Origin of the sequence: Streptomyces tremellae, from assembly GCF_039540215.1 — a bacterium.
Taxonomy (GTDB): domain Bacteria; phylum Actinomycetota; class Actinomycetes; order Streptomycetales; family Streptomycetaceae; genus Streptomyces; species Streptomyces tremellae.
Genome location: NZ_BAABEP010000017.1, coordinates 71,337 through 96,844, shown reverse-complemented (window position 1 = coordinate 96,844; position 25,508 = coordinate 71,337). Strand labels below are relative to the sequence as shown.

24 protein-coding genes are annotated in these 25,508 nt (G+C 72.8%); 20 read left to right on the top strand and 4 right to left on the bottom strand.

All coding sequences use genetic code 11. The features are described 5' to 3' along the window. The first annotated feature begins 76 nt into the window (after positions 1-76). On the top strand, positions 77-2,593 hold the full coding sequence (locus ABEA77_RS14940) for a RelA/SpoT family protein (RefSeq protein WP_345646627.1): 2,517 nt from the start codon (positions 77-79) through the stop codon (positions 2,591-2,593). Between the two features lie 96 nt (positions 2,594-2,689). Here the strand turns inward: ABEA77_RS14940 and ABEA77_RS14935 are convergent, their stop codons facing one another. Further along, entirely contained in the window at positions 2,690-3,919 is a 1,230-nt protein-coding gene (locus tag ABEA77_RS14935; RefSeq protein WP_345646624.1) for a DUF349 domain-containing protein, read from the bottom strand. A 162-nt stretch (positions 3,920-4,081) separates the two neighbouring features. Next, positions 4,082-4,891, bottom strand: a complete 810-nt coding sequence (locus ABEA77_RS14930; RefSeq protein WP_345646621.1) for a peptidylprolyl isomerase — start codon at positions 4,889-4,891, stop codon at positions 4,082-4,084. Positions 4,892-5,129: 238 nt separating this feature from the next. Here ABEA77_RS14930 and ABEA77_RS14925 point away from each other — a divergent pair, with 238 nt between their 5' ends. From ABEA77_RS14925 to ABEA77_RS14910, 4 genes are all read left to right on the top strand, one after another. Then, the gene (locus ABEA77_RS14925; RefSeq protein ID WP_345646618.1) at positions 5,130-5,855 is read left to right on the top strand and encodes an MBL fold metallo-hydrolase; all 726 of its coding nucleotides are present in this window, start codon (positions 5,130-5,132) and stop codon (positions 5,853-5,855) included. A 14-nt stretch (positions 5,856-5,869) separates the two neighbouring features. Next, entirely contained in the window at positions 5,870-7,138 is a 1,269-nt protein-coding gene (gene hisS, locus ABEA77_RS14920; protein WP_345646616.1) for a histidine--tRNA ligase, read from the top strand. 138 nt (positions 7,139-7,276) lie between these two features. Beyond that, on the top strand, positions 7,277-7,912 hold the full coding sequence (locus ABEA77_RS14915) for a vitamin K epoxide reductase family protein (RefSeq protein WP_345646614.1): 636 nt from the start codon (positions 7,277-7,279) through the stop codon (positions 7,910-7,912). 54 nt (positions 7,913-7,966) lie between these two features. Then, positions 7,967-9,319, top strand: coding sequence for a replication-associated recombination protein A (locus ABEA77_RS14910; protein ID WP_345646611.1), 1,353 nt, complete (start codon positions 7,967-7,969; stop codon positions 9,317-9,319). 62 nt (positions 9,320-9,381) lie between these two features. On the opposite strand, the gene ABEA77_RS14905 is transcribed toward ABEA77_RS14910, so the two are convergent. Then, positions 9,382-10,074, bottom strand: a complete 693-nt coding sequence (locus ABEA77_RS14905) for a DUF2470 domain-containing protein (RefSeq protein ID WP_345646704.1) — start codon at positions 10,072-10,074, stop codon at positions 9,382-9,384. Positions 10,075-10,292: 218 nt separating this feature from the next. On the opposite strand from ABEA77_RS14905, the gene rpsD reads away from it, so the two are divergent. From rpsD to nusB, 15 genes are all read left to right on the top strand, one after another. Continuing rightward, positions 10,293-10,907 carry a 30S ribosomal protein S4 gene (gene rpsD / locus ABEA77_RS14900; RefSeq protein WP_345646608.1) on the top strand — a complete coding sequence of 205 codons (615 nt, stop codon included), beginning with the start codon at positions 10,293-10,295 and terminating at the stop codon, positions 10,905-10,907. Positions 10,908-11,144: 237 nt separating this feature from the next. Continuing rightward, on the top strand, positions 11,145-11,579 hold the full coding sequence (locus ABEA77_RS14895) for a DUF948 domain-containing protein (RefSeq protein ID WP_345646605.1): 435 nt from the start codon (positions 11,145-11,147) through the stop codon (positions 11,577-11,579). Between the two features lie 7 nt (positions 11,580-11,586). Next, positions 11,587-11,964: a hypothetical protein gene (locus tag ABEA77_RS14890; RefSeq protein WP_345646602.1), complete on the top strand. Its 378-nt coding sequence runs from the start codon at positions 11,587-11,589 to the stop codon at positions 11,962-11,964. Beyond that, positions 11,964-14,633 (top strand): alanine--tRNA ligase, encoded by a 2,670-nt coding sequence (alaS, locus tag ABEA77_RS14885; protein WP_345646599.1) that lies wholly within the window; start codon positions 11,964-11,966, stop codon positions 14,631-14,633. Before ABEA77_RS14890 ends, alaS begins: the two co-directional genes overlap by 1 nt. Next, a complete protein-coding gene (gene ruvX, locus ABEA77_RS14880; RefSeq protein WP_345646596.1) occupies positions 14,630-15,094 on the top strand; it encodes a Holliday junction resolvase RuvX in 465 nt (154 codons plus the stop codon). Before alaS ends, ruvX begins: the two co-directional genes overlap by 4 nt. 122 nt (positions 15,095-15,216) lie before the next feature. Continuing rightward, complete coding sequence (gene mltG / locus ABEA77_RS14875; RefSeq protein ID WP_345646593.1) at positions 15,217-17,082, top strand: endolytic transglycosylase MltG; 1,866 nt, start codon at positions 15,217-15,219, stop codon at positions 17,080-17,082. Then, positions 17,079-17,948 (top strand): shikimate dehydrogenase, encoded by an 870-nt coding sequence (locus ABEA77_RS14870; RefSeq protein WP_345646591.1) that lies wholly within the window; start codon positions 17,079-17,081, stop codon positions 17,946-17,948. Before mltG ends, ABEA77_RS14870 begins: the two co-directional genes overlap by 4 nt. A 174-nt stretch (positions 17,949-18,122) precedes the next feature. After that, on the top strand, positions 18,123-19,307 hold the full coding sequence (gene aroC / locus ABEA77_RS14865) for a chorismate synthase (RefSeq protein WP_345646589.1): 1,185 nt from the start codon (positions 18,123-18,125) through the stop codon (positions 19,305-19,307). A 29-nt stretch (positions 19,308-19,336) separates the two neighbouring features. After that, the gene (locus ABEA77_RS14860; protein WP_345646701.1) at positions 19,337-19,822 is read left to right on the top strand and encodes a shikimate kinase; all 486 of its coding nucleotides are present in this window, start codon (positions 19,337-19,339) and stop codon (positions 19,820-19,822) included. Continuing rightward, positions 19,819-20,922 carry a 3-dehydroquinate synthase gene (gene aroB / locus ABEA77_RS14855; RefSeq protein ID WP_345646587.1) on the top strand — a complete coding sequence of 368 codons (1,104 nt, stop codon included), beginning with the start codon at positions 19,819-19,821 and terminating at the stop codon, positions 20,920-20,922. The genes ABEA77_RS14860 and aroB overlap by 4 nt, the downstream gene beginning before the upstream one ends. Further along, positions 20,919-21,359, top strand: a complete 441-nt coding sequence (gene aroQ / locus ABEA77_RS14850) for a type II 3-dehydroquinate dehydratase (RefSeq protein ID WP_345646584.1) — start codon at positions 20,919-20,921, stop codon at positions 21,357-21,359. The genes aroB and aroQ overlap by 4 nt, the downstream gene beginning before the upstream one ends. A 79-nt stretch (positions 21,360-21,438) precedes the next feature. Beyond that, on the top strand, positions 21,439-22,374 hold the full coding sequence (locus tag ABEA77_RS14845) for an AAA family ATPase (RefSeq protein ID WP_425588276.1): 936 nt from the start codon (positions 21,439-21,441) through the stop codon (positions 22,372-22,374). Positions 22,375-22,452: 78 nt separating this feature from the next. Then, positions 22,453-23,571: a M24 family metallopeptidase gene (locus ABEA77_RS14840; protein ID WP_345646582.1), complete on the top strand. Its 1,119-nt coding sequence runs from the start codon at positions 22,453-22,455 to the stop codon at positions 23,569-23,571. Positions 23,572-23,651: 80 nt separating this feature from the next. Then, positions 23,652-24,218, top strand: coding sequence for an elongation factor P (gene efp, locus ABEA77_RS14835; protein WP_345646579.1), 567 nt, complete (start codon positions 23,652-23,654; stop codon positions 24,216-24,218). A gap of 2 nt (positions 24,219-24,220) precedes the next feature. Next, a complete protein-coding gene (gene nusB, locus ABEA77_RS14830; RefSeq protein ID WP_345646576.1) occupies positions 24,221-24,649 on the top strand; it encodes a transcription antitermination factor NusB in 429 nt (142 codons plus the stop codon). Positions 24,650-24,906: 257 nt separating this feature from the next. On the opposite strand, the gene bldD is transcribed toward nusB, so the two are convergent. Continuing rightward, positions 24,907-25,407: a transcriptional regulator BldD gene (bldD, locus tag ABEA77_RS14825; RefSeq protein WP_225022367.1), complete on the bottom strand. Its 501-nt coding sequence runs from the start codon at positions 25,405-25,407 to the stop codon at positions 24,907-24,909. Between the last annotated feature and the right edge of the window lie 101 nt (positions 25,408-25,508).

Here is a 25,508-nt window from a genome sequence, read left to right as displayed (position 1 = left end):
CCGAAATGGCCGGGATCGCTACCATGGACCTTTCCGGAGCTGAACGGGTGGTCCCAGATCCGCACGAGGAGCCCTCTTGCCAGACGAGGCCAAGCCACTGGCCGCCACGCCCGAGCCGCACGCCGACCGGGCCCAGGCGGAGCCCCAGACGCAGCAGCAGGCCCGAGCGGGCGACGCCGGGCCGGTCCCGCGCGGCTCCGACGCGCAGCCAGGCGCCGCGGGCGCCCCGCCCGTCCTGCCGAACCACACGCCGCCCACGGCGCCCAAGCCGCTCCCTGCCGCGCCGCCGCGCTCCGGCTCGTCCAACCGGGTGAGGGCCAGGCTCGCGCGCCTCGGCGTGCAGCGCTCGTCCCCGTACAACCCGGTGCTCGAACCGCTGCTGCGGACCGTGCGGGGCAACGACCCGAAGATCGAGACGGCCACGCTGCGCCAGATCGAGCGCGCGTACCAGGTCGCGGAGCGCTGGCACCGCGGCCAGAAGCGCAAGAGCGGCGACCCGTACATCACCCACCCGCTCGCCGTCACCACCATCCTCGCCGAGCTGGGCATGGATCCGGCCACCCTGATGGCGGGGCTGCTGCACGACACCGTCGAGGATACCGAGTACGGCCTCGACACGCTGCGCCAGGACTTCGGCGACCAGGTCGCCGCGCTGGTCGACGGCGTCACCAAGCTGGACAAGGTCAAGTTCGGCGAGGCCGCCCAGGCCGAGACCGTGCGCAAGATGGTCGTCGCCATGGCCAGGGACCCGCGCGTCCTGGTGATCAAGCTCGCGGACCGGCTCCACAACATGCGCACCATGCGCTTCCTCAAGCGGGACAAGCAGGAGAAGAAGGCCCGCGAGACGCTGGAGATCTACGCGCCGCTCGCCCACCGGCTCGGCATGAACACCATCAAGTGGGAGCTGGAGGACCTCGCCTTCGCGATCCTCTACCCGAAGATGTACGACGAGATCGTCCGGCTCGTCGCCGAGCGGGCGCCCAAGCGCGACGAGTACCTGGCCATAGTGACCGACGAGGTCCAGGCCGACCTGCGGGCCGCCCGCATCAAGGCGACCGTCACCGGCCGCCCCAAGCACTACTACAGCGTGTACCAGAAGATGATCGTCCGTGGCCGAGACTTCGCGGAGATCTACGACCTGGTCGGCATCCGCGTCCTGGTCGACACCGTCCGCGACTGCTACGCGGCGCTCGGCACCGTCCACGCCCGGTGGAACCCGGTGCCGGGGCGGTTCAAGGACTACGTGGCGATGCCCAAGTTCAACATGTACCAGTCGCTGCACACCACGGTCATCGGGCCGAGCGGCAAGCCCGTCGAGCTCCAGATCCGCACGTTCGACATGCACCGCCGCGCCGAGTACGGCATCGCGGCGCACTGGAAGTACAAGCAGGACGCCGTCGCGGGCGCCTCCAAGGTCCGCACGGACGTGCCGCGGGCCTCGGGCAAGGGCGGCCAGGACACCGTCAACGACATGGCGTGGCTGCGGCAGCTGCTCGACTGGCAGAAGGAGACGGAGGACCCCAGCGAGTTCCTGGAGTCCCTGCGCTTCGACCTGTCGCGCAACGAGGTCTTCGTCTTCACCCCGAAGGGCGACGTGATAGCGCTGCCGGCGGGCGCGACGCCCGTCGACTTCGCGTACGCCGTGCACACGGAGGTCGGGCACCGCACCATCGGCGCGCGGGTCAACGGCCGCCTTGTGCCCCTGGAGTCCACCCTCGACAACGGCGACCTGGTGGAGGTCTTCACCTCCAAGGCGTCGGGCGCCGGTCCGTCCCGCGACTGGCTCGGCTTCGTCAAGTCCCCGCGGGCCCGCAACAAGATTCGCGGCTGGTTCTCCAAGGAGCGCCGCGAGGAGGCCATCGAGCAGGGCAAGGACGCCATCGCGCGGGCCATGCGCAAGCAGAACCTGCCGATCCAGCGGATACTGACCGGCGACTCGCTGGTGACCCTCGCGCACGAGATGCGCTACCCGGACATCTCGTCGCTGTACGCGGCGATCGGCGAGGGCCATGTCGCCGCGCAGGGCGTCGTGCAGAAGCTGGTGCAGGCGCTCGGCGGCGAGGAGGCGGCCACCGAGGACATCGAGGAGACGGCGCCGCCGGCGCGCAGCAGGGCCAAGCGCCGCTCCAACGCCGACCCCGGCGTGGTCGTCAAGGGCGCGGACGACGTGTGGGTGAAGCTCGCGCGCTGCTGTACGCCGGTGCCTGGCGACCCGATCATCGGCTTCGTGACGCGGGGGAGCGGTGTGTCCGTGCACCGCGCCGACTGCGTCAACGTGGACTCGCTCTCGCAGCAGCCAGAACGGATTCTCGACGTCGAGTGGGCGCCGACCCAGTCGTCGGTGTTCCTCGTCGCGATCCAGGTCGAGGCGCTCGACAGGTCCCGGCTGCTGTCGGACGTCACGCGGGTCCTCTCCGACCAGCACGTGAACATCCTGTCCGCGGCGGTCCAGACCTCCCGCGACCGCGTCGCCACCTCACGCTTCACCTTCGAGATGGGCGACCCGAAGCACCTGGGCCACGTCCTCAAGGCCGTACGCGGCGTGGAGGGCGTCTACGACGTCTACCGCGTCACCTCGGCGCGCAGACCCTGACGCGACGCCCCGGCGGGCACACGAGGCGGGCCCCGCGGAACGCGGGGTGTTCCGCGGGGCCCGCCGCTGCCGTGTCCTACGGTCCTGCGGTCTGTCTCAGCCGCCGAACTCCTCCAGCCCCTTGAGGGCCTGGTCGAGCAGGGCCTGGCGACCCTCGAGCTCCTGGGTGAGCTTGTCGGCCCGCGCGTTGTTGCCCGCGGCCCGCGCCTGGTCGATCTGGCCGCGCAGCTTGTCCACGGCCGCCTGGAGCTGGCCCGTGAGCCCCTCGGCGCGCGCCCGCGCCTCGGGGTTCGTACGGCGCCACTCGCGCTCCTCGGACTCCTGGAGCGCCCGCTCCACCGCCTGCATGCGGCCCTCGACTCTCGGGCGGGCGTCCCTCGGCACATGGCCGATGGCCTCCCAGCGCTCGTTGAGCGCGCGGAACGCGGCCCGCGCCGCCTTCAGGTCCCGCACCGGCACCAGGCGTTCGGCCTCCTCCGCGAGCTCCTCCTTGAGCTTGAGGTTCTCCGCCTGCTCCGCGTCCCGCTCGGCGAACACCTCGCCGCGCGCCGCGAAGAACACGTCCTGCGCGCCGCGGAAGCGGTTCCACAGGTCGTCCTCCGCCTCGCGCTGCGCACGCCCCGCGGCCTTCCACGCCGTCATCAGCTCGCGGTAGCGCGCCGACGTGCCGCCCCAGTCCGTGGAGCCCGAGAGCGCCTCGGCCTCCGCGACCAGCGCCTCCTTGGCCTGCCGCGCCTCCTCGCGCTGCGCGTCGAGCGCCGCGAAGTGCGCCTTGCGGCGCTTGGAGAACGCCGAGCGCGCATGCGAGAAGCGGTGCCACAGCTCGTCGTCGGACTTGCGGTCGAGCCGCGGCAGCCCCTTCCACGTGTCCACAAGGCCCCGCAGGCGTTCGCCCGCGACCCGCCACTGGTCGCTCTGCGCCAGCTCCTCGGCCTCGGCGACCAGGGCTTCCTTCGACCGCCGGGCCTCGTCCGTCTGCCGCGCGCGCTGTGCCTTGCGCTCCTCGCGGCGTGCCTCCACCGTCGCGACGAGGGCGTCGAGCCGCTTCCTGAGCGCGTCCAGGTCGCCCACCGCGTGGTGCTCGTCCACCTGGCCGCGCAGGTGGTCGATGGCGGCTGTCGCGTCCTTCGCGGACAGGTCGGTGGTCCTCACCCGGCGCTCAAGGAGGCCGATCTCGACGGCCAGGCCCTCGTACTTGCGCTCGAAGTAGGCAAGGGCCTCGTCCGGCGATCCCGCCTGCCAGGACCCGGCGACCACTTCCCCCTCGGCCGTACGCACGTACACGGTGCCCGTCTCGTCGACACGGCCCCACGGGTCGCTGCTCACAGCGCCTCCTCCAGCTGACACCCGGAGGGACCAGCGTCCCCCCGGCGTCGTCCACGGTTCCCGGGGCGGGCAGCGCCCGCCCTGCATAACGCCAACATAGGCGAACGGCCACCCGGCTGTCCGCACTCCGCACGGCCGAAATTCATTGGCCGCTACAGCGGGTCACTGCTTGTCGACGGTGGCCTTCTGCACCGTCACCGCGTCCTTGGGCGCACCGTCGTGGACCGGCGACTTCGCGGTGCTGCCCGCGACGCCCGCCTTCGCCACGGCCTGCACGGCCTTCAGCCCCGCGCTGTCCATGGTGCCGAACGGCGTGTAGCTCGGCGGCAGCTTGGAGTCCTTGTAGACGAGGAAGAACTGGCTGCCGCCGGTGTGCGGCTGGCCGGTGTTGGCCATCGCCACCGTGCCCGCCCTGTACGTCACCGAGCCGTCCGCGCCCGCCTTGCCGAGCGCGGTCAGGTTCTCGTCGGGGATCGTGTAGCCGGGACCGCCCGTGCCGTCGCCCTTCGGGTCGCCGCACTGGAGGACGAAGATGCCGTCGTCGGTGAGCCGGTGGCACTTGGTGTCGTCGAAGAACTTCTTGTCCGCGAGGTACTTGAACGAGTTGACCGTGTGCGGGGTCTTCGCCGCGTCCATCGCGATCCCGATCGTCCCCCGGTTCGTCTTCAGGTCCATCGTGTACTTCGCGGTCCTGTCGACGGTCATCTTCGGTTCGGGCGCGGCCGACGCCGAGGCCGACGGGGACGGGGCCGCGGCCGGGGAGGCGGCCGCGTCGGTCTTCTTCCCGTCGTCCTTGCCGCCGATGACGGCGAACGCGGTGCCGCCACCGCCGATCACCACCACGGCGCCCACCACGGAGGCGATGACCGCGTTGCGGCGCTTGGCACGCCTGCGCGCCTCCATCCTGCGCCGCTGCTGCCGCTCGAACTTCTCCCTGGCAAGCTGCCGCCGCCGCTGGTCGTTGTTGGCCACCGGGTCTACTCCCTAGGTGTTCGGATGTCGGATGTCGGATCCGTCCGGCAGGACTGACCCCGTACGCTATATGGGTTCGCTGTGGAATTCGCGGTCCCGGTAGGGTCTGTGCACTGCCTGTGATCTGCCGCGACGCCCGCCCGTGACCAGCCGCCGCGGCAGCGGGCGCCGACCGGTGGGCCGCCCGCGGGCAGGCGGCGCGCACACCGACGACCGCTCGACGACATGAAGGACGACCGTGCTCATTGCCGGGTTCCCCGCCGGGGCCTGGGGGACCAACTGCTACCTGGTCGCCCCCGCCGCCGGTGAGGAGTGCGTGATCATCGACCCCGGCCACCGCGCCGCCGAGGGCGTCGCGGAGACGCTGGCGAAGCACCGGCTCAAGCCCGTCGCGGCCATCCTCACCCACGGCCACATCGACCATGTCGCCTCGGTGGTGCCGGTGTGCGGGGCCCACGGCGTGCCCGCCTGGATCCACCCCGCCGACCGCTTCATGATGAGCGACCCCGAAAAGGCGCTCGGCCGCTCGGTCGGCGCGCAGCTGATGGGCGAGCTGACCGTCGGGGAGCCCGACGACGTCAGGGAGCTGTCCGACGGCGCTGCGCTCCGGCTGGCGGGCCTCGACCTGACCGTCGCGCACGCCCCCGGCCATACCAAGGGGTCGGTGACCTTCGGGCTGCCGGAGACCGCGGACGGCGGCGTGCCGCCGATCCTCTTCTCCGGCGACCTGCTGTTCGCCGGCTCCGTCGGACGCACCGACCTGCCGGGCGGGGACCCCGACGAGCTGTTCGAGTCGCTGGGCCGGGTGTGCCTCCCGCTCGACGACTCGACCGTGGTGCTCTCGGGCCACGGCCCCCAGACGACCATCGGCCAGGAGCGCGCAGGCAACCCCTACCTCCGCAGGGCGGCAGCCGCCCGCGCGGGCGGGGACGCCGAGGACGCGCCACCGCGACGAGGAATGTGAACCCAGCGATCCCCATGAGCACCTTCCAGGCCCCCAAGGGCACCTACGACCTGCTCCCGCCCGCCTCCGCCACGTATCTGGCGGTCCGCGACGCCCTCGCCGCGCCGCTGCGCCGCTCCGGCTACGGCTACGCGGAGACGCCGGGATTCGAGAACGTCGAGCTGTTCGCGCGCGGTGTCGGCGAGTCCACCGACATCGTCACCAAGGAGATGTACGCCTTCGAGACCAAGGGCGGAGACCGGCTCGCGCTGCGCCCCGAGGGCACCGCGTCCGTGCTGCGCGCCGCGCTCGAAGCCAACCTCCACAAGGCGGGCAACCTCCCCGTCAAGCTCTGGTACTCCGGCTCGTACTACCGCTACGAGCGCCCGCAGAAGGGCCGCTACCGGCACTTCTCCCAGGTCGGCGCCGAGGCCATCGGCGCCGAGGACCCGGCGCTCGACGCCGAGCTGATCATCCTCGCCGACCAGGCGTACCGCTCGCTAGGGCTGCGCGGCTTCCGCATCCTGCTCAACTCGCTCGGCGACCGCGAGTGCCGCCCCGTCTACCGCGAGGCGCTCCAGGCGTTCCTGCGCGGACTCGACCTGGACGAGGAGACCCGCCGCCGCATCGAGATCAACCCGCTGCGGGTCCTCGACGACAAGCGGCGCGAGGTGCAGCGGCAGCTCACCGGAGCCCCCCTGCTGCGCGACTACCTGTGCGACGCGTGCCGCGCCTACCACGACGAGGTCAGGGAGCTGCTGACCGCGCAGGGCGTGCCCTTCGAGGACGACCCGCGGCTGGTGCGCGGCCTCGACTACTACACCCGCACCACCTTCGAGTTCGTCCACGACGGCCTGGGCTCCCAGTCCGCGGTCGGCGGCGGCGGACGCTACGACGGCCTCTCGGAGATGATCGGCGGCCCGGCGCTGCCGTCCGTCGGCTGGGCGCTCGGCGTGGACCGCACGGTCCTCGCGCTGGAGGCCGAGGGCATCACCCTCGAACTGCCGCCCACCACCAGCGTGTTCGCGGTGCCGCTGGGCGACGAGGCGCGCCGCGCGCTGTTCTCCGTCGTCACCGGGCTGCGCAGGGCGGGCGTCGCGGCGGACTTCGGCTACGGCCGCAAGGGCATCAAGGGCGCGATGCGCAGCGCCGACAGGTCGGGCGCGCGCTACACGCTCGTCGTCGGTGAGCGCGACCTCGCGGAAGGCGTCGCCCAGCTCAAGGACATGGAGTCGGGCGAGCAGTACGCCGTCGCACTCGACGCGGTGGTCGACAAGGTGCGCGCGCTGCTCGGCCACGGCTGACGCGCGGGCGCAGCCGAGGGGGACCGGCCCGGGGCCGGTCCCCGCAGCTCGCGCTTATCCCGTCCGAACGGTGCGCCGCCTCACTCGTACGGCACAATGGCCCTGCCCACACCGCCTTCCTAGCGACCGGACAGGGATATGACCACCACGCTGGACTCCGTCTCCTCCACGGGGGAGACGAAACGGCTCGGCGGAGCGCCGGTCGCCGGCAGCCGTGCCTTCGGAATACTGCTCGTCCTCACCGGCGCCGCCGGGCTGCTCGCCGCCTGGGTGATCACCCTGGACGAGTTCAAGCTGCTGAAGGACCCCGGGTTCGTCCCCGGGTGCAGCCTCAATCCGGTCATCTCCTGCGGCAGCGTCATGAAAAGCGACCAGGCCCATGTCTTCGGGTTCTCCAACCCGATGCTGGGACTCGCCACCTACCCGGTCGTCATGGGCATCGGCCTCGCGGTCCTGGCGGGCGCGAGGCACCAGCGGTGGTACTGGCTCGGCCTCCAGGCGGGCACGCTGTTCGGTGTCGGCTTCGTGACCTGGCTCCAGTTCCAGTCCCTGTACCGCATCCACGCGCTGTGCCTGTGGTGCATGCTGGCCTGGGTCGGCACGGTGATCATGTTCTGGTACACGCTCTCGCACAACGTGCGCAGCGGCGTCATCCCGGCGCCGCGCTGGCTGCGCTCCTTCTTCGCCGACTTCACCTGGATCCTGCCGACCCTCCACCTCGCCATCATCGGCCTGCTGATCCTCACGAACTGGTGGAGCTTCTGGACCAGCTGACCTGCCGGGCCGCCGCCCGCCGCGCTGTCAGCGCCCTGCCTTAGGCTTTGAGGCGTGGAGCCCGACCTCTTTACCGCAGCGGCGGAAGACCGCCAGGAGAAAGATCCTTCCAGCAGTCCGCTGGCGGTCAGGATGCGCCCGCGCACCCTGGACGAGGTGGTCGGCCAGCAGCACCTGCTGCGGCCGGGCTCGCCCCTGCGGCGCCTGGTCGGCGAGGGCAGCGGCCCCGCGGGTCCTTCCTCGGTGATCCTCTGGGGCCCGCCCGGCATCGGCAAGACCACCCTCGCGTACGTCGTCTCCCGCGCCACCGACAAGCGCTTCGTCGAACTCTCCGCCATCACCGCGGGCGTCAAGGAGGTCAGGTCCGTCATCGACGGCGCCCGCCGCGCCTCCGGCGGGTACGGCAAGGAGACCGTCCTCTTCCTCGACGAGATCCACCGCTTCAGCAAGGCCCAGCAGGACTCGCTGCTGCCCGCCGTCGAGAACCGCTGGGTGACCCTGGTCGCGGCCACCACGGAGAACCCGTACTTCTCGGTGATCTCCCCGCTGCTCTCCCGCTCGCTGCTCCTGACGCTCGAACCCCTCACCGACGACGACCTGCGCGGGCTGCTGCGCCGGGCGCTCACCGAGGAGCGGGGGCTCGGCGGCGCCGTGGCGCTGCCCGAGGACACCGAGGCGCACCTGCTGCGCATCGCGGGCGGCGACGCCCGGCGCGCGCTGACCGCGCTGGAGGCGTCGGCGGGCGCCGCGCTGGACAAGGGCGAGGCGGAGATCTCGCTCGCGACGCTTGAGGAGACCGTCGACCGCGCCGCGGTCACCTACGACAGGGACGGCGATCAGCACTACGACGTGGCGAGCGCGCTGATCAAGTCGATCAGGGGCTCCGACGTGGACGCGGCCCTGCACTACCTGGCGCGGATGATCGACGCGGGAGAGGACCCGCGGTTCATCGCCAGGCGCCTGATGATCTCGGCGAGCGAGGACATCGGCCTCGCCGACCCGACGGCGCTGCCGCTCGCGGTCGCCGCCGCCCAGGCCGTGGCCATGATCGGTTTCCCCGAGGCGGCCCTCACCCTCAGCCACGCGACGATCGCCCTGGCCCTCGCGCCGAAGTCGAACGCGGCGACGCTCGCGATCGGCGCGGCGCTTGAGGACGTGAAGAAGGGCGCGGCCGGGCAGGTGCCGGCACATCTGCGGGACGGCCACTACAAGGGCGCGGCCAAGCTGGGCCACGCGCAAGGCTATGTCTATCCGCACGACGTGCCGGGCGCCATCGCGGCCCAGCAGTACCTGCCGGACGCGCTGCGGGGGCGTACGTACTACTCCCCGACGCGCTACGGCGCCGAGGCGCGGTACGCGGACGTGGTGGAGCGGGTGCGCGAGCGGCTGCGGGGCGAGGGGGCCTGAGCGCTCGGGGCCGGCCCGGCGGCCTCGGCCGGGCCGGGTGCCCGCCCGCAGCGCCGCCCCGGTCAGCCCGCCGCAGCCTCGAACAGCGTCCGCATGGCCCGGCGCAGCCCGCCGACCCCGGTGACGGGCTCGGGGAAGTCGAAGCGGGCGTCGAAGGTGCGCATCCCGACGAACCGCACCCGCAGCCCGAAGCGGTCGAGCGCGAGGGGGACGGCGACGGTGCCCGCGGCCCAGCGGGCGCCGGTGCGCTCGCCGAGCAGGCCGCGCAGCAGCTGCACCTCGGAGCCGTGCGCGGCGGCGAGGTGCTGGAGCAGCTCCGCCTCGTGCTCCGCGAGCGGGTCGGGCTCGGCCGCGGCGAACTCCTCGGCCTCGACGGCCTCGGTGCCCCACAGGTCGTCGACGGAGACGTCGCCGGTCTCAAGCCGCAGGGTCGCGGTGCCGGGCGCGGCCCTGACGGACACGCGGGTGAGCCAGCCGGAGACCCAGGCGCGCCCGCGGATGCGGTGGGGGACGGCGACGGGCGCGACGTCGGTCACTTCGAGGACCGCGCCCAGCTCGTCGTCGTGCGCGTGGGAGGCGGCCCGCACGGCGGGGGAGCGCTCGGGGAACACGAGCAGCACCTCGCCGTCCTGCCCGACGGCGCGTTCCTCCGGCACCATCGCGTAGGGCGGGGCCTGTTCGAGGCCCGGCAGGAGCAGTACCGCGGAGCATGTACTCTGTACGAGAGTTCGTGTGCGCTCGGCTGCTGACGGCATCCGGGCGATCTCAAGCCCGTTGCCCCGGTCCCGGTCGTCCTCTCGTCCGTGGTCGTGGCAGGGACGCGGCTGACCATGAGCTGATCGGACCTCCGTCGATTCGGTGCCCTGCCTCTTGTCGGGGCCGTCTGTGATGCGCGTGGTGTTCCCAGGGCGAGACATGCGATCTCCTTAAGTAAGGTGAGCCTAACCTAACCTACAACGGAGGTCTGGAGAACGTGCCTAACCAGTCGCGTCCCAAGGTCAAGAAGTCGCGCGCGCTCGGTATCGCGCTGACGCCGAAGGCCGTCAAGTACTTCGAGGCCCGTCCCTACCCGCCGGGCGAGCACGGCCGCGGCCGCAAGCAGAACAGCGACTACAAGGTCCGTCTGCTGGAGAAGCAGCGCCTGCGCGCGCAGTACGACATCAGCGAGCGCCAGATGGCGCGCGCCTACGACCGCGCCCGCAAGGCCGAGGGCAAGACGGGCGAGGCCCTGGTCATCGAGCTGGAGCGCCGCCTCGACGCGCTGATCCTGCGCTCCGGCATCGCCCGCACGATCTACCAGGCCCGCCAGATGGTCGTCCACGGCCACATCGAGGTCAACGGCCACAAGGTCGACAAGCCGTCGTTCCGCGTGCGTCCCGACGACGTCGTGATGGTCCGCGAGCGCAGCCGCAGCAAGGTCCCCTTCCAGGTGGCCCGCGAGGGCGGCAACGACACCGAGGGCGAGACCCCGCGCTACCTGCAGGTCAACCTGAAGGCCCTGGCGTTCCGCCTGGACCGCGACCCGCAGCGCAAGGAGATCCCGGTGATCTGCGACGAGCAGCTCGTCGTCGAGTACTACGCCCGCTGACCCGGACGCGGTAGCCGCGCCGAGGCCCGCCCGCTCCCCGCGCTCCGGCGCAGGAGGGGCGGGCCTTCGCCGTACGGGGCCGGTACCGGGGCGCGCCGGCGCCCTCCGGGAGGGCGCCCGCGGGCACCGCGCGCGCCCCCCAATCCGGTTCGGGCCCCGGGCGGTGGCGCGATAGGGTCGGAGCACGACTCTTCGGACCCCGTCGGGTGTCCGTGACCAAGCAGGAAGCGGTGCGGTGTGACCGGTGGAGAGGTTGCCGGGATCCTGGTGGCCGTGTTCTGGGCAATCCTCGTGTCGTTCCTCGCCGTGGTGCTGGTGAGGCTCGCGCAGACGCTCAAGGCGACCACCAAGCTCGTGGCGGATGTGACGGAACAGGCGGTGCCGCTGCTCGCGGACGCCTCGGCGACGGTGCGCACGGCGCAGACCCAGCTCGAACGGGTCGACTCCATCGCGTCCGACGTCCAGGAGGTCACCTCCAACGCCTCCGCGCTCTCCTCGACCGTCGCCTCCACCTTCGGCGGGCCGCTGGTGAAGGTCGCCGCGTTCGGCTACGGCGTGCGCCAGGCGATGTCCCGCAGGGGAGCGGCGCCCGAGCCGGAGCCCGAGCGCCGCCGGGTGCTCGTCGGCCGCACGGTGCCCGCCGCGCGACGCAGGAAGAAGAGGAAGGGCTGACGCAGCGATGTTCCGCCGTACGTTCTGGTTCACCGCGGGCGCAGCGGCCGGCGTGTGGGCCACCACCAAGGTCAACCAGAAGATCAGGCAGCTCACCCCCGAGAGCCTCGCGGCGCAGGCCGCGAACCGCGCCGTCGAGGCCGGGCACCGGCTCAAGGGCTTCGCCCTCGACGTGCGGACCGGCATGGTCAGGCGCGAGGCCGAACTCGGCGAGGCGCTCGGCATCGAGGCGCCCCAGGACCGCGCCCTGCCCGCCGCCGGTCCCCGCCTGGTCAGGGCCGTCGACCGGGGGCGCCCGGCCGGCGGGAGCGCGCGCGGACGGCGCGCCGCGGGCCCCGAGACCCCCCACCCTTCCCACGAAAACAACCGGAATGAGGACCACTGATGGAGTCGGCTGAAATTCGCCGCCGCTGGCTGAGCTTCTTCGAGGAGCGCGGGCACACCGTCGTCCCTTCGGCGTCGCTCATCGCGGACGACCCGACTCTGCTGCTCGTCCCCGCCGGCATGGTCCCCTTCAAGCCCTACTTCCTCGGCGAGGTCAAACCCCCCTTCGACCGCGCCACCAGCGTCCAGAAGTGCGTGCGCACCCCCGACATCGAAGAGGTCGGCAAGACCACGCGGCACGGCACGTTCTTCCAGATGTGCGGCAACTTCTCCTTCGGCGACTACTTCAAGGAAGGCGCCGCGCAGTACGCCTGGGAGCTGCTCACCACCCCCCAGGACAAGGGCGGTTACGGCCTGGAGGCCGACCGGCTGTGGATCACGGTCTACGAGGACGACGACGAGGCCGAGCGCATCTGGCGCGACGTCGTCGGCGTCTCGCCCGACCGCATCCAGCGGCTCGGCAAGGAGGACAACTACTGGGACATGGGCGTGCCGGGTCCCTGCGGCCCCTGCTCCGAGATCAACTACGACCGCGGCCCCGAGTTCGGCGCCGAGGGCGGCCCGGCCGTCAACGACGAGCGGTACGTGGAGATCTGGAACCTGGTCTTCATGCAGTACATCCGCGGTGAGGGCACCGGCAAGGACTACGAGATCCTCGGCGACCTGCCGCAGAAGAACATCGACACCGGCCTCGGACTCGAACGCCTCGCGATGATCCTGCAGGGCGTGCAGAACATGTACGAGATCGACACGTCGATGGCCGTCATCAAGAAGGCCACCGACCTCACCGGCGTCGGCTACGGCGCCGACCACGCCTCGGACGTGTCGCTGCGTGTCGTCTCCGACCACATGCGCACCTCGGTGATGCTCATCGGCGACGGTGTCAGCCCCGGCAACGAGGGCCGCGGCTACGTGCTGCGCCGCATCATGCGCCGCGCCATCCGCAACATGCGCCTGCTGGGCGCCACCGGACCCGTGGTCCAGGAGCTCGTCGACACGGTCATCAAGACGATGGGGCAGCAGTACCCGGAGCTGGAGACCGAGCGCAGGCGCATCGAGACGGTGGCGCTCGCCGAGGAGGCCGCCTTCCTCAAGACGCTCAAGGCCGGCACCAACATCCTCGACACCGCCGTCACCGAGACCAAGGCCGCGGGCTCCGCCGTCCTCCCCGGCGACAAGGCCTTCCTGCTCCACGACACCTGGGGCTTTCCGATCGACCTCACCCTGGAGATGGCGGCGGAGCAGGGCCTCTCCGTGGACGAGGCCGGCTTCCGCCGCCTGATGAAGGAGCAGCGGGAGCGCGCCAAGGCCGACGCCAGGGCCAAGAAGTCCGGCCACGCCGACATGCGGGCCTACCGCGAGGTCGCGGACGCCCACGGCGCCACGGAGTTCACCGGCTACAGCCTCACCGAGGGTGAGTCGACCGTCGTCGGCCTGCTCGTCGACGGCGTCTCCTCGCCCGCCGCCTCCGAGGGCGACGAGGTCGAGGTCGTCCTCGACCGGACCCCGTTCTACGCCGAGGGCGGCGGCCAGCTCGCCGACCAGGGCCGCATCAGGCTCGACAGCGGCGCCGTCGTGGAGGTCCGCGACGTCCAGCAGCCCGTGCCCGGCGTCTACGTGCACAAGGGGACCGTGCAGGTCGGCGAGGTGACCGTGGGCGCGTCCGCCTTCGCCGCCATCGACACCCACCGGCGCAGGGCCATCGCCCGCGCCCACAGCGCCACCCACCTCACGCACCAGGCGCTGCGCGACGCCCTCGGCCCGACCGCCGCGCAGGCGGGCTCCGAGAACAGCCCCGGCCGCTTCCGCTTCGACTTCGGCTCGCCCGCCGCCGTGCCCGGCACGGTCCTCACCGACGTCGAGCAGAAGATCAACGAGGTGCTCGCCCGCGACCTGGACGTCCAGGCCGAGGTGATGGGCATCGACGAGGCCAAGAAGCAGGGCGCCATCGCCGAGTTCGGCGAGAAGTACGGCGAGCGCGTGCGCGTCGTGACGATCGGCGACTACTCCAAGGAGCTGTGCGGCGGCACCCACGTGCACAACACCGCCCAGCTCGGCCTGGTGAAGCTGCTCGGTGAGTCGTCCATCGGCTCAGGCGTGCGCCGCATCGAGGCCCTGGTCGGCGTCGACGCGTACAGCTTCCTCGCCAAGGAGCACACCGTCGTCGCCCAGCTCCAGGAGCTGCTGAAGGGCGCCCGCCCCGACGAGCTCCCCGAGCGGGTCTCCGGCATGCTCGGCAAGCTCAGGGACGCCGAGAAGGAGATCGAGAAGTTCCGCGCGGAGAAGGTGCTCGCCGCCGCCGGCGGACTCGCCGAGGGCGCCAAGGACGTGCGCGGCACGGCTCTGGTCACCGGCCAGGTCCCCGACGGCACCTCCGCGGACGACCTGCGCCGCCTCGTGCTCGACGTGCGGGGCCGCATCCCGGCCTCCCGGCCGGCCGTCGTCGCCCTGTTCACCACCACGGGTGGCCGCCCGCTGACGGTCATCGCCACCAACGAGGCCGCGCGCGAACGCGGCCTCAAGGCCGGCGACCTGGTCCGCACCGCGGCCAAGACCCTCGGCGGCGGAGGCGGCGGCAAGCCGGACGTCGCCCAGGGCGGCGGGCAGGACGCGGGCGCGGTCGGCGACGCGATCGCCGCGGTCGAGCGGCTCGTGGCCGAGGGCTCGTGAGGCGCGGACGCCGCCTCGCGATCGACGTGGGGGACGCCAGGATCGGGGTCGCGTCCTGCGACCCCGACGGCATCCTCGCGACGCCGGTGGAGACCGTGCAGGGACGCGACGTCCCGGCCGCCCACCGGCGCCTGCGGACTCTGGTCGAGGAGTACGAGCCGCTGGAGGTGCTGGTCGGGCTGCCCCGCTCGCTCCGCGGCGGCGAGGGCCCGGCGGCCGCCAAGGTGCGCGCCTTCGCCCGCGAGGTCGCGCGCGGCGTCGCCCCCGTACCCGTGCGGCTGGTGGACGAGCGCATGTCGACCGTGACGGCCGCGGGCGGCCTGCGGGCCTCGGGCGTCACCTCCCGCAAGGGCCGCTCCGTCATCGACCAGGCCGCGGCCGTCGTCATCCTCCAGAGCGCGCTGGAGACCGAGCGCACCTCGGGCGCTGCCCCGGGCGAACCCGTCGAAGCGGCCGGCTGATCGCGGTACGGTAACGTTCCGCGCGATGCGACGGCGATTCGAACAGCTGCCGCACAAGAAAGAGGCGGCGCGGCCGTGGCGCTTCGGCGCACGGCCGACCCCTCGCGGCATTTTGGGGATCGATGACCGACTATGGCCGGGGCTCAGGCTCCGCACCCTGGCACCCCGACGACCCCCTGTACGGGGAGCAGGGGTGGGAGGCACCGCAGGCCGGCGAGGACCGCGGAGCGCAGCACCAGTACGGGCAGCAGCAGGACCCCTACGGCGCAGGCCACGACCCCTACCAGCAGTACCCGCAGCAGCCCGGCCACCCCGGCTACCAGGAGCAGGGGTACGCGGCCCCGCAGTACCCGCCCTACCAGGACGGGCCGTACCCGCAGCAGGGCTACCAGGACCAGCAGCAGTACGGGCAGCCGTACCCGGGGCAGCAGGATCTCGCCTACGGCGACGGCGGCCAGGGCTATCCGCAGGGCGGCTGGCAACAGCAGCAGCCGCAGGCGTACGGGCAGGTCCCGGGCGGCTACCCGGGCCAGGGACACGACCCGTACGCGCAGCCGCAGTACGACCCCGCGCAGGGCGGCTGGGACACCGGCGCGCACCAGCAGCCCGCCGCCTACCAGCAGCAGCCGGGCCCGCACCAGCCCGACCAGCAGCAGCCGGAGCAGCAGCCAGGCCCGCAGGGGCCTGCGCCCGACGGGTTCGACTGGGACGACCCGCCGGAGGAGACCCACCCCTTCTTCACCGGCGAGGACGCCCCGGGCCGCGCCGCCGGGCGGTCCGGGGGGCGCGGCGGACGCGCGGGCCGCGACGGGTACGACGGGCGCGACGACGAAGACGCGTACGACGACGGACACGACGACCCCGACACGTACGACGACCGCCAAGGCGGCGGCAAGAAACGCAAGGGCCGCAGCGGGGTGGCCTGCCTGGTCGTCGCCGTGGTGCTGGTCGGGGGCGTCGGCGGGCTCGGCTACTTCGGATACACCTTCTACCAGCACAGGTTCGGCCCGCCGCCGGACTTCACCGGGACGGGCACGGGGACGGTCCAGATCACCGTCCCGGACGGCGCGAACGGCTCCGACATCGCGTCGCTGCTGCTCAAGAGCGGCGTGGTCAAGAGCGCCGGCGCGTTCGTCGTGGCGCAGAACCACAATCCCAAGGGCAACACCATCCAGGCGGGCGTCTACACGCTGAAACGGCACATGTCGGGCAAGGACGCCGTCGCGCTGATGCTCAGCCCCGGCAGCCGCAACGCGCTGATCATCCCCGAGGGCACCCGCGACGCGACCGTCTACGCGATGATCGACAAGAAGCTCGGGCTCAAGGCCGGCACGACCAGGTCGGTCGCCTTCGACGAGACGAAGAACCTCGGCCTGCCGAGCTGGGCCGACGACGGCAGGGACATCAAGGACCCGCTGGAGGGCTTCCTCTTCCCCGCCAGCTACCCGGTCGCGCGGGACTCGAAGCCCGAGGACGTCCTGAAGAAGATGGTGGCCCGCGCCAACGCCGAGTACGCCAAGTACGGCCTCCAGACCAAGGCGAAGTCGGTGGGGCTCGACGACCCCTGGCAACTGCTGACGGTCGCCAGCCTCGTCCAGGCCGAGGGCAAGACGCACGACGACTTCCGCAAGATGGCCGAGGTCGTCTACAACCGGCTCGAGCCCGACAACGAGCAGACCCACCAACTGCTCCAGTTCGACTCGACGTACAACTACCTCAAGGGCCAGAGCCACATCAACATCAGCGAGGCCGAGGTCAACGGCAACCACGACCCGTACAACACGTACACGCAGAAGGGGCTGCCGCCCGGCCCCATCGGCAACCCCGGCGAGGACGCCCTCGCGGCGGCGATCAGCCCCACCCACGACGGCTGGCTGTACTTCGTCGCGACGGACGGCGACGACAAGACCGAGTTCGCCAAGACGTACGCCGAGTTCCAGGCGCTCAAGCAGAAGTTCAACGACAAGCAGAAGGGCCTCGGCGGATGACCCACCAGGACGGGACCCTGCGCGGGCCGCACCTCGCGGGGGTCCTCGGCTCGCCGATCGCGCACTCGCTCTCCCCGGTCCTGCACCGCGCCGCCTACGCGGAACTCGGCCTCACCGAGTGGCGCTACGAGCGGCACGAGGTGGACGAGGAATCCCTCCCCGGCTTCTTCAAGGCCTTCCCCGACCGGGCCGGGGACGCGAGGCCGGCCGGCTTCTCGCTGACCATGCCGCTGAAACGGGCCGTGATCCCGCTGCTCGACGAGGTCGGCGACACGGCCGCGGCGGTCGAAGCCGTCAACACCGTCACCTTCGGCCCCGGGCGGTACGCACGGGGCGACAACACCGACATCCCCGGCATGGTGGCCGCGCTCGCGGAGCGCGGCGTGCGCTCCGCCGGCTCGGCGGCCGTGCTCGGCGCGGGCGCCACCGCCTCCTCCGCGCTCGCCGCGCTCTCCAATGTGTGCGGCGGCCGGGTGACGGCGTACGTGCGCAGCGAGGCGCGCGCCGCCGAGATGCGGCAGTGGGGCGAGCGGCTCGGCGTGGACGTGCGCACCGCGCCGTGGGAGCGCGCGGCCGAGGCGTTCGCGGCCGAGCTGGTGATCGCGACCACCCCGGCGGGGGCGGCGGACGCGCTCGCGGGCGGTGTGCCGCCGGGCCCTGGCACCCTCTTCGACGTGCTGTACGAGCCGTGGCCCACGCCGCTCGCCGCGGCCTGGTCGGCGGTCGGCGGACAGGTCGTCTCCGGGCTCGACCTGCTGGTGCACCAGGCGGCGCTCCAGGTCGAGTTGATGACAGGGCTGCCCGAGGCGCCGCTCGCGGCGATGCGGACAGCGGGGGAGCGCGCGCTGGCCGAGCGGGGCGCGTAGCGCCGCACGCCGGGCCGGGTCCTGGCGGGCCCTGTCCGGCTCCCGGACGATTCGTCCGTCCTGTGGACCGGCGCCCGGGCCGCCGCGCCGGGCGTGGGAGGATCGGGGCACGGCCGTCCGGGCCCCATGCCCGGCCGCGCCGCAGTATTCCAGGCGCGGAGATGAGGAGCACCGTTGAGCAGGTTGCGCTGGCTGACGGCGGGGGAGTCGCACGGCCCCGCACTCGTCGCGACGCTGGAGGGCCTTCCCGCCGGCGTGCCGATCACCACGGACGTCGTCGCGGACCACCTGGCCCGCCGGCGTCTCGGGTACGGGCGCGGCGCGCGGATGAAGTTCGAGCGCGACGAGGTGACCTTCCTCGGCGGCGTACGCCACGGCCTCACCCTCGGCTCCCCGGTCGCGGTCATGGTGGGCAACACCGAGTGGCCCAAGTGGGAGCAGGTCATGGCGGCCGACCCGGTCGACCCCGCGATCCTCGCCGAGCTGGCGCGCAACGCCCCGCTGACCCGGCCGCGCCCCGGCCACGCCGACCTCGCGGGCATGCAGAAGTACGGCCTCGACGAGGCGCGCCCGATCCTGGAGCGCGCCAGCGCACGCGAGACCGCGGCCCGCGTCGCGCTCGGCGCCGTCGCCCGCTCGTACCTGAAGGAGACCGCGGGGATCGAGATCGTCTCGCACGTCGTGGAACTCGCCGCGGCCAGGGCGCCGCGCGGTGTGCTGCCCGTCCCCGCCGACGTGGAGCGCCTCGACGCCGACCCGGTGCGCTGCCTCGACGCGGACGCCAGCGAGGCGATGGTCGCGGAGATCGACCAGGCCCACAAGGACGGCGACACCCTCGGCGGCGTCGTGGAGGTCCTCGCCTACGGCGTGCCCGTCGGCCTCGGCTCGCACGTGCACGCCGACCGCAAGCTCGACGCGCGCCTCGCCGGGGCCCTGATGAGCATCCAGGCCATCAAGGGCGTCGAGCTCGGCGACGGCTTCGAGCTCGCGCGGGTGCCGGGATCGCAGGCGCACGACGAGATCCTCGTCACCGACCAGGGCATCAGGCGGGCGACTGGCCGCTCCGGCGGCACCGAGGGCGGGCTGAGCACCGGCGAACTGCTGCGGGTGCGGGCCGCGATGAAGCCCATCGCGACCGTGCCGCGCGCCCTGTCCACCGTCGACACCGCGACCGGCGAGCCCGCGAAGGCGCACCACCAGCGCTCCGACGTGTGCGCCGTGCCCGCCGCGGGCATCGTCGCCGAGGCGATGGTCGCGCTGGTGCTCGCCGACGCGGTCGCGGAGAAGTTCGGCGGCGACCACGTCGCGGAGACCCGGCGCAACGTCACCTCGTACCTCGACAACCTGGCGATCCGGTGACCGGGCCGCGCATCGTGCTCGTCGGCCCCATGGGGGTCGGCAAGTCGACGGTCGGGGAGCTGCTCGCCGCGCGCCTCGGCACCACCTTCCGCGACACCGACGCGGACATCGTCGCCGCGGAGGGCCGGGAGATCTCCGAGATCTTCGTGGACGACGGCGAGCCGCACTTCCGCGCCCTGGAGCGCGCGGCCGTCGCCAGGGCGCTCGCCGGGCACGACGGCGTACTCGCGCTGGGCGGCGGCGCGGTGCTCGACGCGGACACCAGGCGGCTGCTCACCGGGCTGCCCGTGGCGTACCTGTCGATGGAGGTCGCGGAGGCCGTGCGGCGCACCGGCCTCGACGCGGCCCGCCCGCTGCTCGCGGTCGTCAACCCGCGCCAGCAGTGGAAGCGGCTGATGGAGGAGCGCCGCCACCTGTACACGGGGGTCGCCCGGGTGGTCGTCGCCACCGACGGGCGCACCCCCGAAGAGGTCGCCGACGGCGTACTGGACGCACTGGAGCTGAGGAAGGCATGACGGAGCAGACAGCGGAGCAGCCGGTCATCCGCATCGGGATCGGCGGCACCGCGGGCACGGACCCCTACGAGGTGCTGGTCGGGCGCCGGCTGCTGGGCGAGCTCGCAGGCCTCGTCGGCCGCGCCAAGCGGGTCGCCGTGATCCACCCCGAGGCGCTCGCCGAGACGGGCACCGCGCTGCGCGACGACCTCGCGGGGCAGGGGTACGAGGCGGTCGCCGTCCAGGTGCCCAACGCCGAGGAGGCGAAGACCGCAGAGGTCGCCGCGTACTGCTGGAAGGCGCTCGGGCAGAGCGGCTTCACCCGCAGCGACGTGATCGTCGGCGTCGGCGGCGGCGCCACCACGGATCTCGCCGGGTTCGTCGCCGCGAGCTGGCTGCGCGGGGTGCGGTGGATCGCCGTGCCGACGACCGTGCTCGCCATGGTCGACGCGGCCGTCGGCGGCAAGACCGGCATCAACACCGCCGAGGGCAAGAACCTCGTGGGCGCCTTCCACCCGCCCGCCGGGGTGCTCTGCGACCTGGCCGCGCTCGACTCGCTCGGCACGCACGACTACGTCAGCGGGCTCGCCGAGATCATCAAGGCGGGCTTCATCGCCGACCCGGCCATCCTCGACCTGATCGAGGCGGACCCGGAGGGCGCGCGCAGCCCGCGGGGCCCGCACACCGCCGAGCTGATCGAGCGGTCGATCCGGGTGAAGGCCGATGTCGTCTCCAGCGACCTCAAGGAGTCCGGCCTGCGCGAGATCCTCAACTACGGCCACACGCTGGCCCACGCGATCGAGAAGAACGAGCGCTACACGTGGCGGCACGGCGCAGCGGTCTCCGTCGGCATGGTCTTCGCCGCCGAGCTCGGCCGCGTCGCGGGGCGGCTCGACGACGCGACGGCCGACCGCCACCGCGCGGTCCTCGGCTCGGTCGGCCTGCCGCTGACCTACCGCGGCGACCAGTGGCCGAAGCTGCTCGACACGATGAAGGTCGACAAGAAGTCCCGCGGCGACCTGCTGCGCTTCATCGTCCTCGACGGGCTCGGCAAGCCCTCCGTGCTCGAAGGCCCTGACCCGGCCTTCCTGGTCGCCGCCTTCGGGGAGGTCGCCGCGTGACCCGCAGGGTGCTCGTGCTCAACGGCCCGAACCTCGGCCGCCTCGGCTCACGCGAGCCGGACATCTACGGCGCCACGACCTATGCGGGCCTGGTCGAGACCTGCCGGTCCCTCGGCGAGGAGCTGGGGCTCGACGTCGAGGTGCGCGAGACCAACGACGAGGGCGAGATGATCCGCTGGCTGCACGAGGCGGCCGACGCCAAGCTGCCCGTCGTGGTCAATCCCGGCGCGTTCACGCACTACTCGTACGGCATGCGGGACGCGATGTCGCAGCGCACCGCGCCCCTCATCGAGGTGCACATCTCCAACCCGCACACCCGCGAGGAATTCCGGCACAACTCCGTGGTGGCCTCGGTCGCCAGCGGCACGGTCGCGGGCTTCGGGATCGGCTCGTACCGGCTCGCCCTGCGCGCGCTCGCCGAGGAGTTGACGGACTGACACCCCTCTCGGGCCCGGGGCCGGGGACGGTACGGTTCTGAGGGCAGCACGCCGGTCGTACGAGACGGAGTGGCAGGAGATGGAGCAGGCGATGGGCGCGTCCGAGGACGACTGGCATCTCCCGGTCTGGGGCCCGCCCCCGGGGCCGGCGCCGTCCGGCGGGGAGGACGACGGCTTCCCCCTCCAGGACCCGCCGGCCGCCGCGCGCCCCGCGGGTCCGCCCCCCGCCCCGCCGATGCCCGCGGGCGGGCCCGCCCAGCGCCCCGTCCCCGGGCAGGCGCCCGCGGCCCCCGTGCCGGGTTCGCAGCCTGCGGGACCAGCGGCCGGCCATCCGCCGGGCCCGCTCGCAGGCCCCCCGGCCGCCCCGCCGCGGCCCGCCGACTCCACCGGGCACGTCACCCTGCCGCCCGGCGGACCCGTGCCCGTGCACGGCGCCGCGTCCGAGGGCGGCACGGGCACCGCCACGCTGGCCGTGCTGCTCATCGGCCCCGCGGGCGCGGGCAAGACCACCGTGGCCAGGCACTGGGCCCGCACCCGCCGCGTCCCCACCGCCCACATCAGCCTCGACGACGTGCGTGAATGGGTGTGCTCCGGCTTCGCCGACCCGCAGAGCGGCTGGAACGAGCACTCGGAGACCCAGTACCGGCTGGCCCGCCGCACCTGCGGCTTCGCCGCGCGCAACTTCCTCGCCAACGGCATCTCCTGCATCCTCGACGACGCCGTCTTCCCCGACCGGCCCGTCGTCGGCCTCGGCGGCTGGAAGCGGCACGTGGGCCCAGGACTGCTCCCCGTGGTCCTGCTGCCGGGGCTCGAAGTGGTGCTCGAACGCAACGCGAAGCGCGAGGGCAACCGGCGCCTCGCCGACGAGGAGGTCGCGGGCATCCACGGCCGGATGGCCGGCTGGTACGGCTCGGGGCTGCCGATCATCGACAACAGCGCCCTCGACGTGCCCACCACCGCGCGGCTCCTCGACGACGTGCTCGCGCAGTCCGTCGCGAGCCCGCCCGCCTGGTAGCCACGCGCCGCCGGCCCGCGCCCCCCGGTCGGACGCGCCCGACCGGCCGGGGCGCGCCCCCTCTCGTACGCTCGGACCATGTCAGAGGTGTACGCGGCCCGCCGTACCCGGCTGCGCGACCAGTACGGCGCCGCGGGCAGCGCCGCCGCCCTGGTCTGCGGCCCCGCCAACGTGCGCTACCTCGCGGGCGGCGCGCCCCCCGGCGCCTCCCTGCTGCTCGGGCCCGAAGGGGACGTGCTTCTGTACCCCCCGGTGCCCGAGGACGGCGGGCCGGGCAGCCGGGTGGACGAGGGACTGCGGACCATCGTGTGCGAGCGGTCCAGCGATACCGCGCTCTGCGCGGCCCGCCTGCTCGCCGAGTCCGGGACAGGGGCCGGGGCCGCGGGTCCGCTGGCCGTGGAGGAGGACCACCTGACGGTCGCACGGCACCGCGCGCTGGCCGCAGCGGCGCCCGGGGTGGCGCTCACCGACCTCGGCCGCGCCGTCGAGCAGCTGCGGGTCGTCAAGGACGAGGAGGAGATCTCCCGGCTGCGGATCGCCGCCGAGATCGCCGACCAGGCGCTCGGCGAACTGCTCGAGTCCATCCTGGTCGGCCGCACCGAGCGCCATCTCGCCCTCGAACTGGAGCGCAGACTCGTCGACCACGGCGCGGACGGCCCCGCCTTCCGTACCTCCGTCGCCACCGGGCCGCACTCGGGCCGCGCAGCCCACCGGCCGACGGACCGGCGGGTCGAGGAGGGCGACTTCCTCACCGTCCGGCTGGGCGCCGAATACCGGGGCTACCGCTGCGGCGTCGCCCGTACGTTCGTCATCGGCACGGCACCCGCGGACTGGCAGATCGAGCTGTACGAGCTGGTCTTCGCGGCGCAGCGGGCCGGCCGCGAGGCGCTGGCACCCGGCGTGGGCTGCCGCGACGTGGACCGCACGGTGCGGCAGCGGCTGACGGCCGCGGGCCACGCGGAGGCACTCGACCCGGTCACCGGGCGCGGGGTGGGGCTCGAATTCGCGGAGGAGCCGCAGTTGGCCCCCGGGTCCATGGGTAAACTGGACGCTTGTGTGCCGGTCACCGTCGGACCCGGGGTCCACCTCCCGGGCAGGGGCGGCGTCCGGATCGACGACACGCTCGTCGTCCGCCCCGAGGCGGACGGCGGACCCGAGCTACTCACCATCACGACCAAGGAACTGCTCGCGCTCTAGGACCCCTCCTCGTACGGGGCCGGGGCCCGGGAGCAGTGCACCCCTGGTCCCACCTGCTTCAGTCCAGGAGATCCGCAACCGTGGCATCCACCAACGACCTCAAGAACGGTTTGGTGCTCAAGCTCGACGGAGACCAGCTCTGGTCCGTCGTCGAGTTCCAGCACGTCAAGCCCGGCAAGGGCCCGGCCTTCGTGCGCACCAAGCTCAAGAACGTGCTGTCCGGCAAGGTGGTCGACAAGACCTTCAACGCCGGCGTGAAGGTCGAGACGGCCAACGTCGACCGCCGCGACATGCAGTTCTCGTACATGGACGGCGAGTACTTCGTCTTCATGGACATGGGCACCTACGACCAGATCCACGTCAGCAGGGAGGTCGTCGGCGACGCCGCGAACTTCCTCCTTGAGGGCTTCGAGGCCACGGTCGCCATGTACGAGGGCAACCCGCTCTACGTCGAGCTGCCCGCCGCGGTCGAGCTGGTCATCGAGCACACCGACCCGGGCGTGCAGGGCGACCGCTCCACCGGCGGCACCAAGCCCGCGAAGCTGGAGACGGGGTACGAGATCGGCGTCCCGCTGTTCATCACGACCGGTGAGAAGATCAAGGTCGACACGCGTTCCGGCGAGTACCTCGGCCGGGTGAACAGCTAACCGTGGCCGCTCGGAACAACGCCCGGAAACGCGCGTTCCAGATCCTCTTCGAGGCCGACCAGCGCGGCGAGTCCGTCACCACGGTCATGGCCGACTGGATCCGGCACGCCAGGACCGACGACCGCCAGCCTCCGGTGACGGAGTACACGATGGAGCTCGTCGAGGGGTACGCCACACAGGCGGCCAGGATCGACGAGCTGATCTCGACCTACGCGGTGGGCTGGACGCTCGACCGCATGCCGGTCGTGGACCGCAACATCGTCAGGCTCGCCGCGTACGAGCTGGTCTGGGTCGACGGCACGCCGGACGCGGTGGTGATCGACGAGGCGGTGCGGCTCACCAAGGAGTTCTCCACCGACGAGTCGCCCGCCTTCGTCAACGGCCTGCTCGGCCGCTTCAAGGACCTCAAGCCGAGCCTGCGCCGCGTCTGACCCCGCGGCCGGGCCCCCGGCGCCGGGCACGGTCCGCGCACCCGCCGAAACGGCTCACGGCCCGTGGTGGACGCCCCCCCGGGCGCCTCCGCCACGGGCCGCCGTGCGTCCCGGGCGCGGCGTGCGGCCAGGACCCGCGGGCGTCCCCGGCCCGCACCCGGCCATCACGGTGCGCGCATACGGCGAGGGGCGGGCCCCACCGGGAGCCCGCCCCTCAGGACGTGACGTTTCTGCTGGTGCGTTCCCGGGGAGGGGCCTCAGCCCTCCTCGTGGGCCACCGCTCGTCTGGCGTCGGCGCCCAGGACGCCCCAGCTGATCAGCTGCTCTGTCAGGACCGAGGGCGACTGGTCGTAGATCACGGCCAGCGTGCGCAGGTCGTCCTGGCGGATCGAGAGGACCTTGCCGTTGTAGTCGCCGCGCTGGCTCTGGATCGTGGCCGCGTACCGCTGGAGGGGGCCCGCCTTCTCGGCCGGCACGTGGGCCAGCCGCTCCAGGTCCAGGACCAGCTTCGGCGGCGGCTCGGCGGCTCCGCCAGGGGTCGTGCCGGGAAGCAGCTCCTGCACCGGGACACCGTAGAAATCAGCGAGCTCGGCGAGGCGCTGCACGGTCACGGCGCGGTCGCCGCGCTCGTACGAACCGACCACCACGGCCTTCCAGCGCCCCTGGGACTTCTCCTCCACGCCATGGAGCGAGAGGCCCTGCTGGGTGCGGATGGCCCGGAGTTTGGTCCCGAGCTGTTTTGCGTATTCGCTGGACATATAGCTCCCCGGACGAAGTCTCGTAACTCACTGTAAGGTTACGCAGCGTTACCCTGATGCGTCAAGCCGGATGGTCCGTACCGGATACAACCGAGGGTCCC

What these genes read in the sequence shown, in the direction of transcription:
- hisS (WP_345646616.1), top strand. Translation starts at nt 5,870, where the DNA reads ATGAGCACCTTCCAGGCCCCCAAGGGCACCTACGACCTGCTCCCGCCC.
- ABEA77_RS14915 (WP_345646614.1), top strand. Translation starts at nt 7,277, where the DNA reads ATGACCACCACGCTGGACTCCGTCTCCTCCACGGGGGAGACGAAACGG.
- ABEA77_RS14905 (WP_345646704.1), bottom strand. Translation starts at nt 10,074, where the DNA reads ATGCCGTCAGCAGCCGAGCGCACACGAACTCTCGTACAGAGTACATGC.
- ABEA77_RS14890 (WP_345646602.1), top strand. Translation starts at nt 11,587, where the DNA reads ATGTTCCGCCGTACGTTCTGGTTCACCGCGGGCGCAGCGGCCGGCGTG.
- alaS (WP_345646599.1), top strand. Translation starts at nt 11,964, where the DNA reads ATGGAGTCGGCTGAAATTCGCCGCCGCTGGCTGAGCTTCTTCGAGGAG.
- mltG (WP_345646593.1), top strand. Translation starts at nt 15,217, where the DNA reads ATGACCGACTATGGCCGGGGCTCAGGCTCCGCACCCTGGCACCCCGAC.
- ABEA77_RS14870 (WP_345646591.1), top strand. Translation starts at nt 17,079, where the DNA reads ATGACCCACCAGGACGGGACCCTGCGCGGGCCGCACCTCGCGGGGGTC.
- ABEA77_RS14860 (WP_345646701.1), top strand. Translation starts at nt 19,337, where the DNA reads ATGGGGGTCGGCAAGTCGACGGTCGGGGAGCTGCTCGCCGCGCGCCTC.
- aroB (WP_345646587.1), top strand. Translation starts at nt 19,819, where the DNA reads ATGACGGAGCAGACAGCGGAGCAGCCGGTCATCCGCATCGGGATCGGC.
- ABEA77_RS14845 (WP_425588276.1), top strand. Translation starts at nt 21,439, where the DNA reads ATGGAGCAGGCGATGGGCGCGTCCGAGGACGACTGGCATCTCCCGGTC.
- ABEA77_RS14840 (WP_345646582.1), top strand. Translation starts at nt 22,453, where the DNA reads ATGTCAGAGGTGTACGCGGCCCGCCGTACCCGGCTGCGCGACCAGTAC.
- bldD (WP_225022367.1), bottom strand. Translation starts at nt 25,407, where the DNA reads ATGTCCAGCGAATACGCAAAACAGCTCGGGACCAAACTCCGGGCCATC.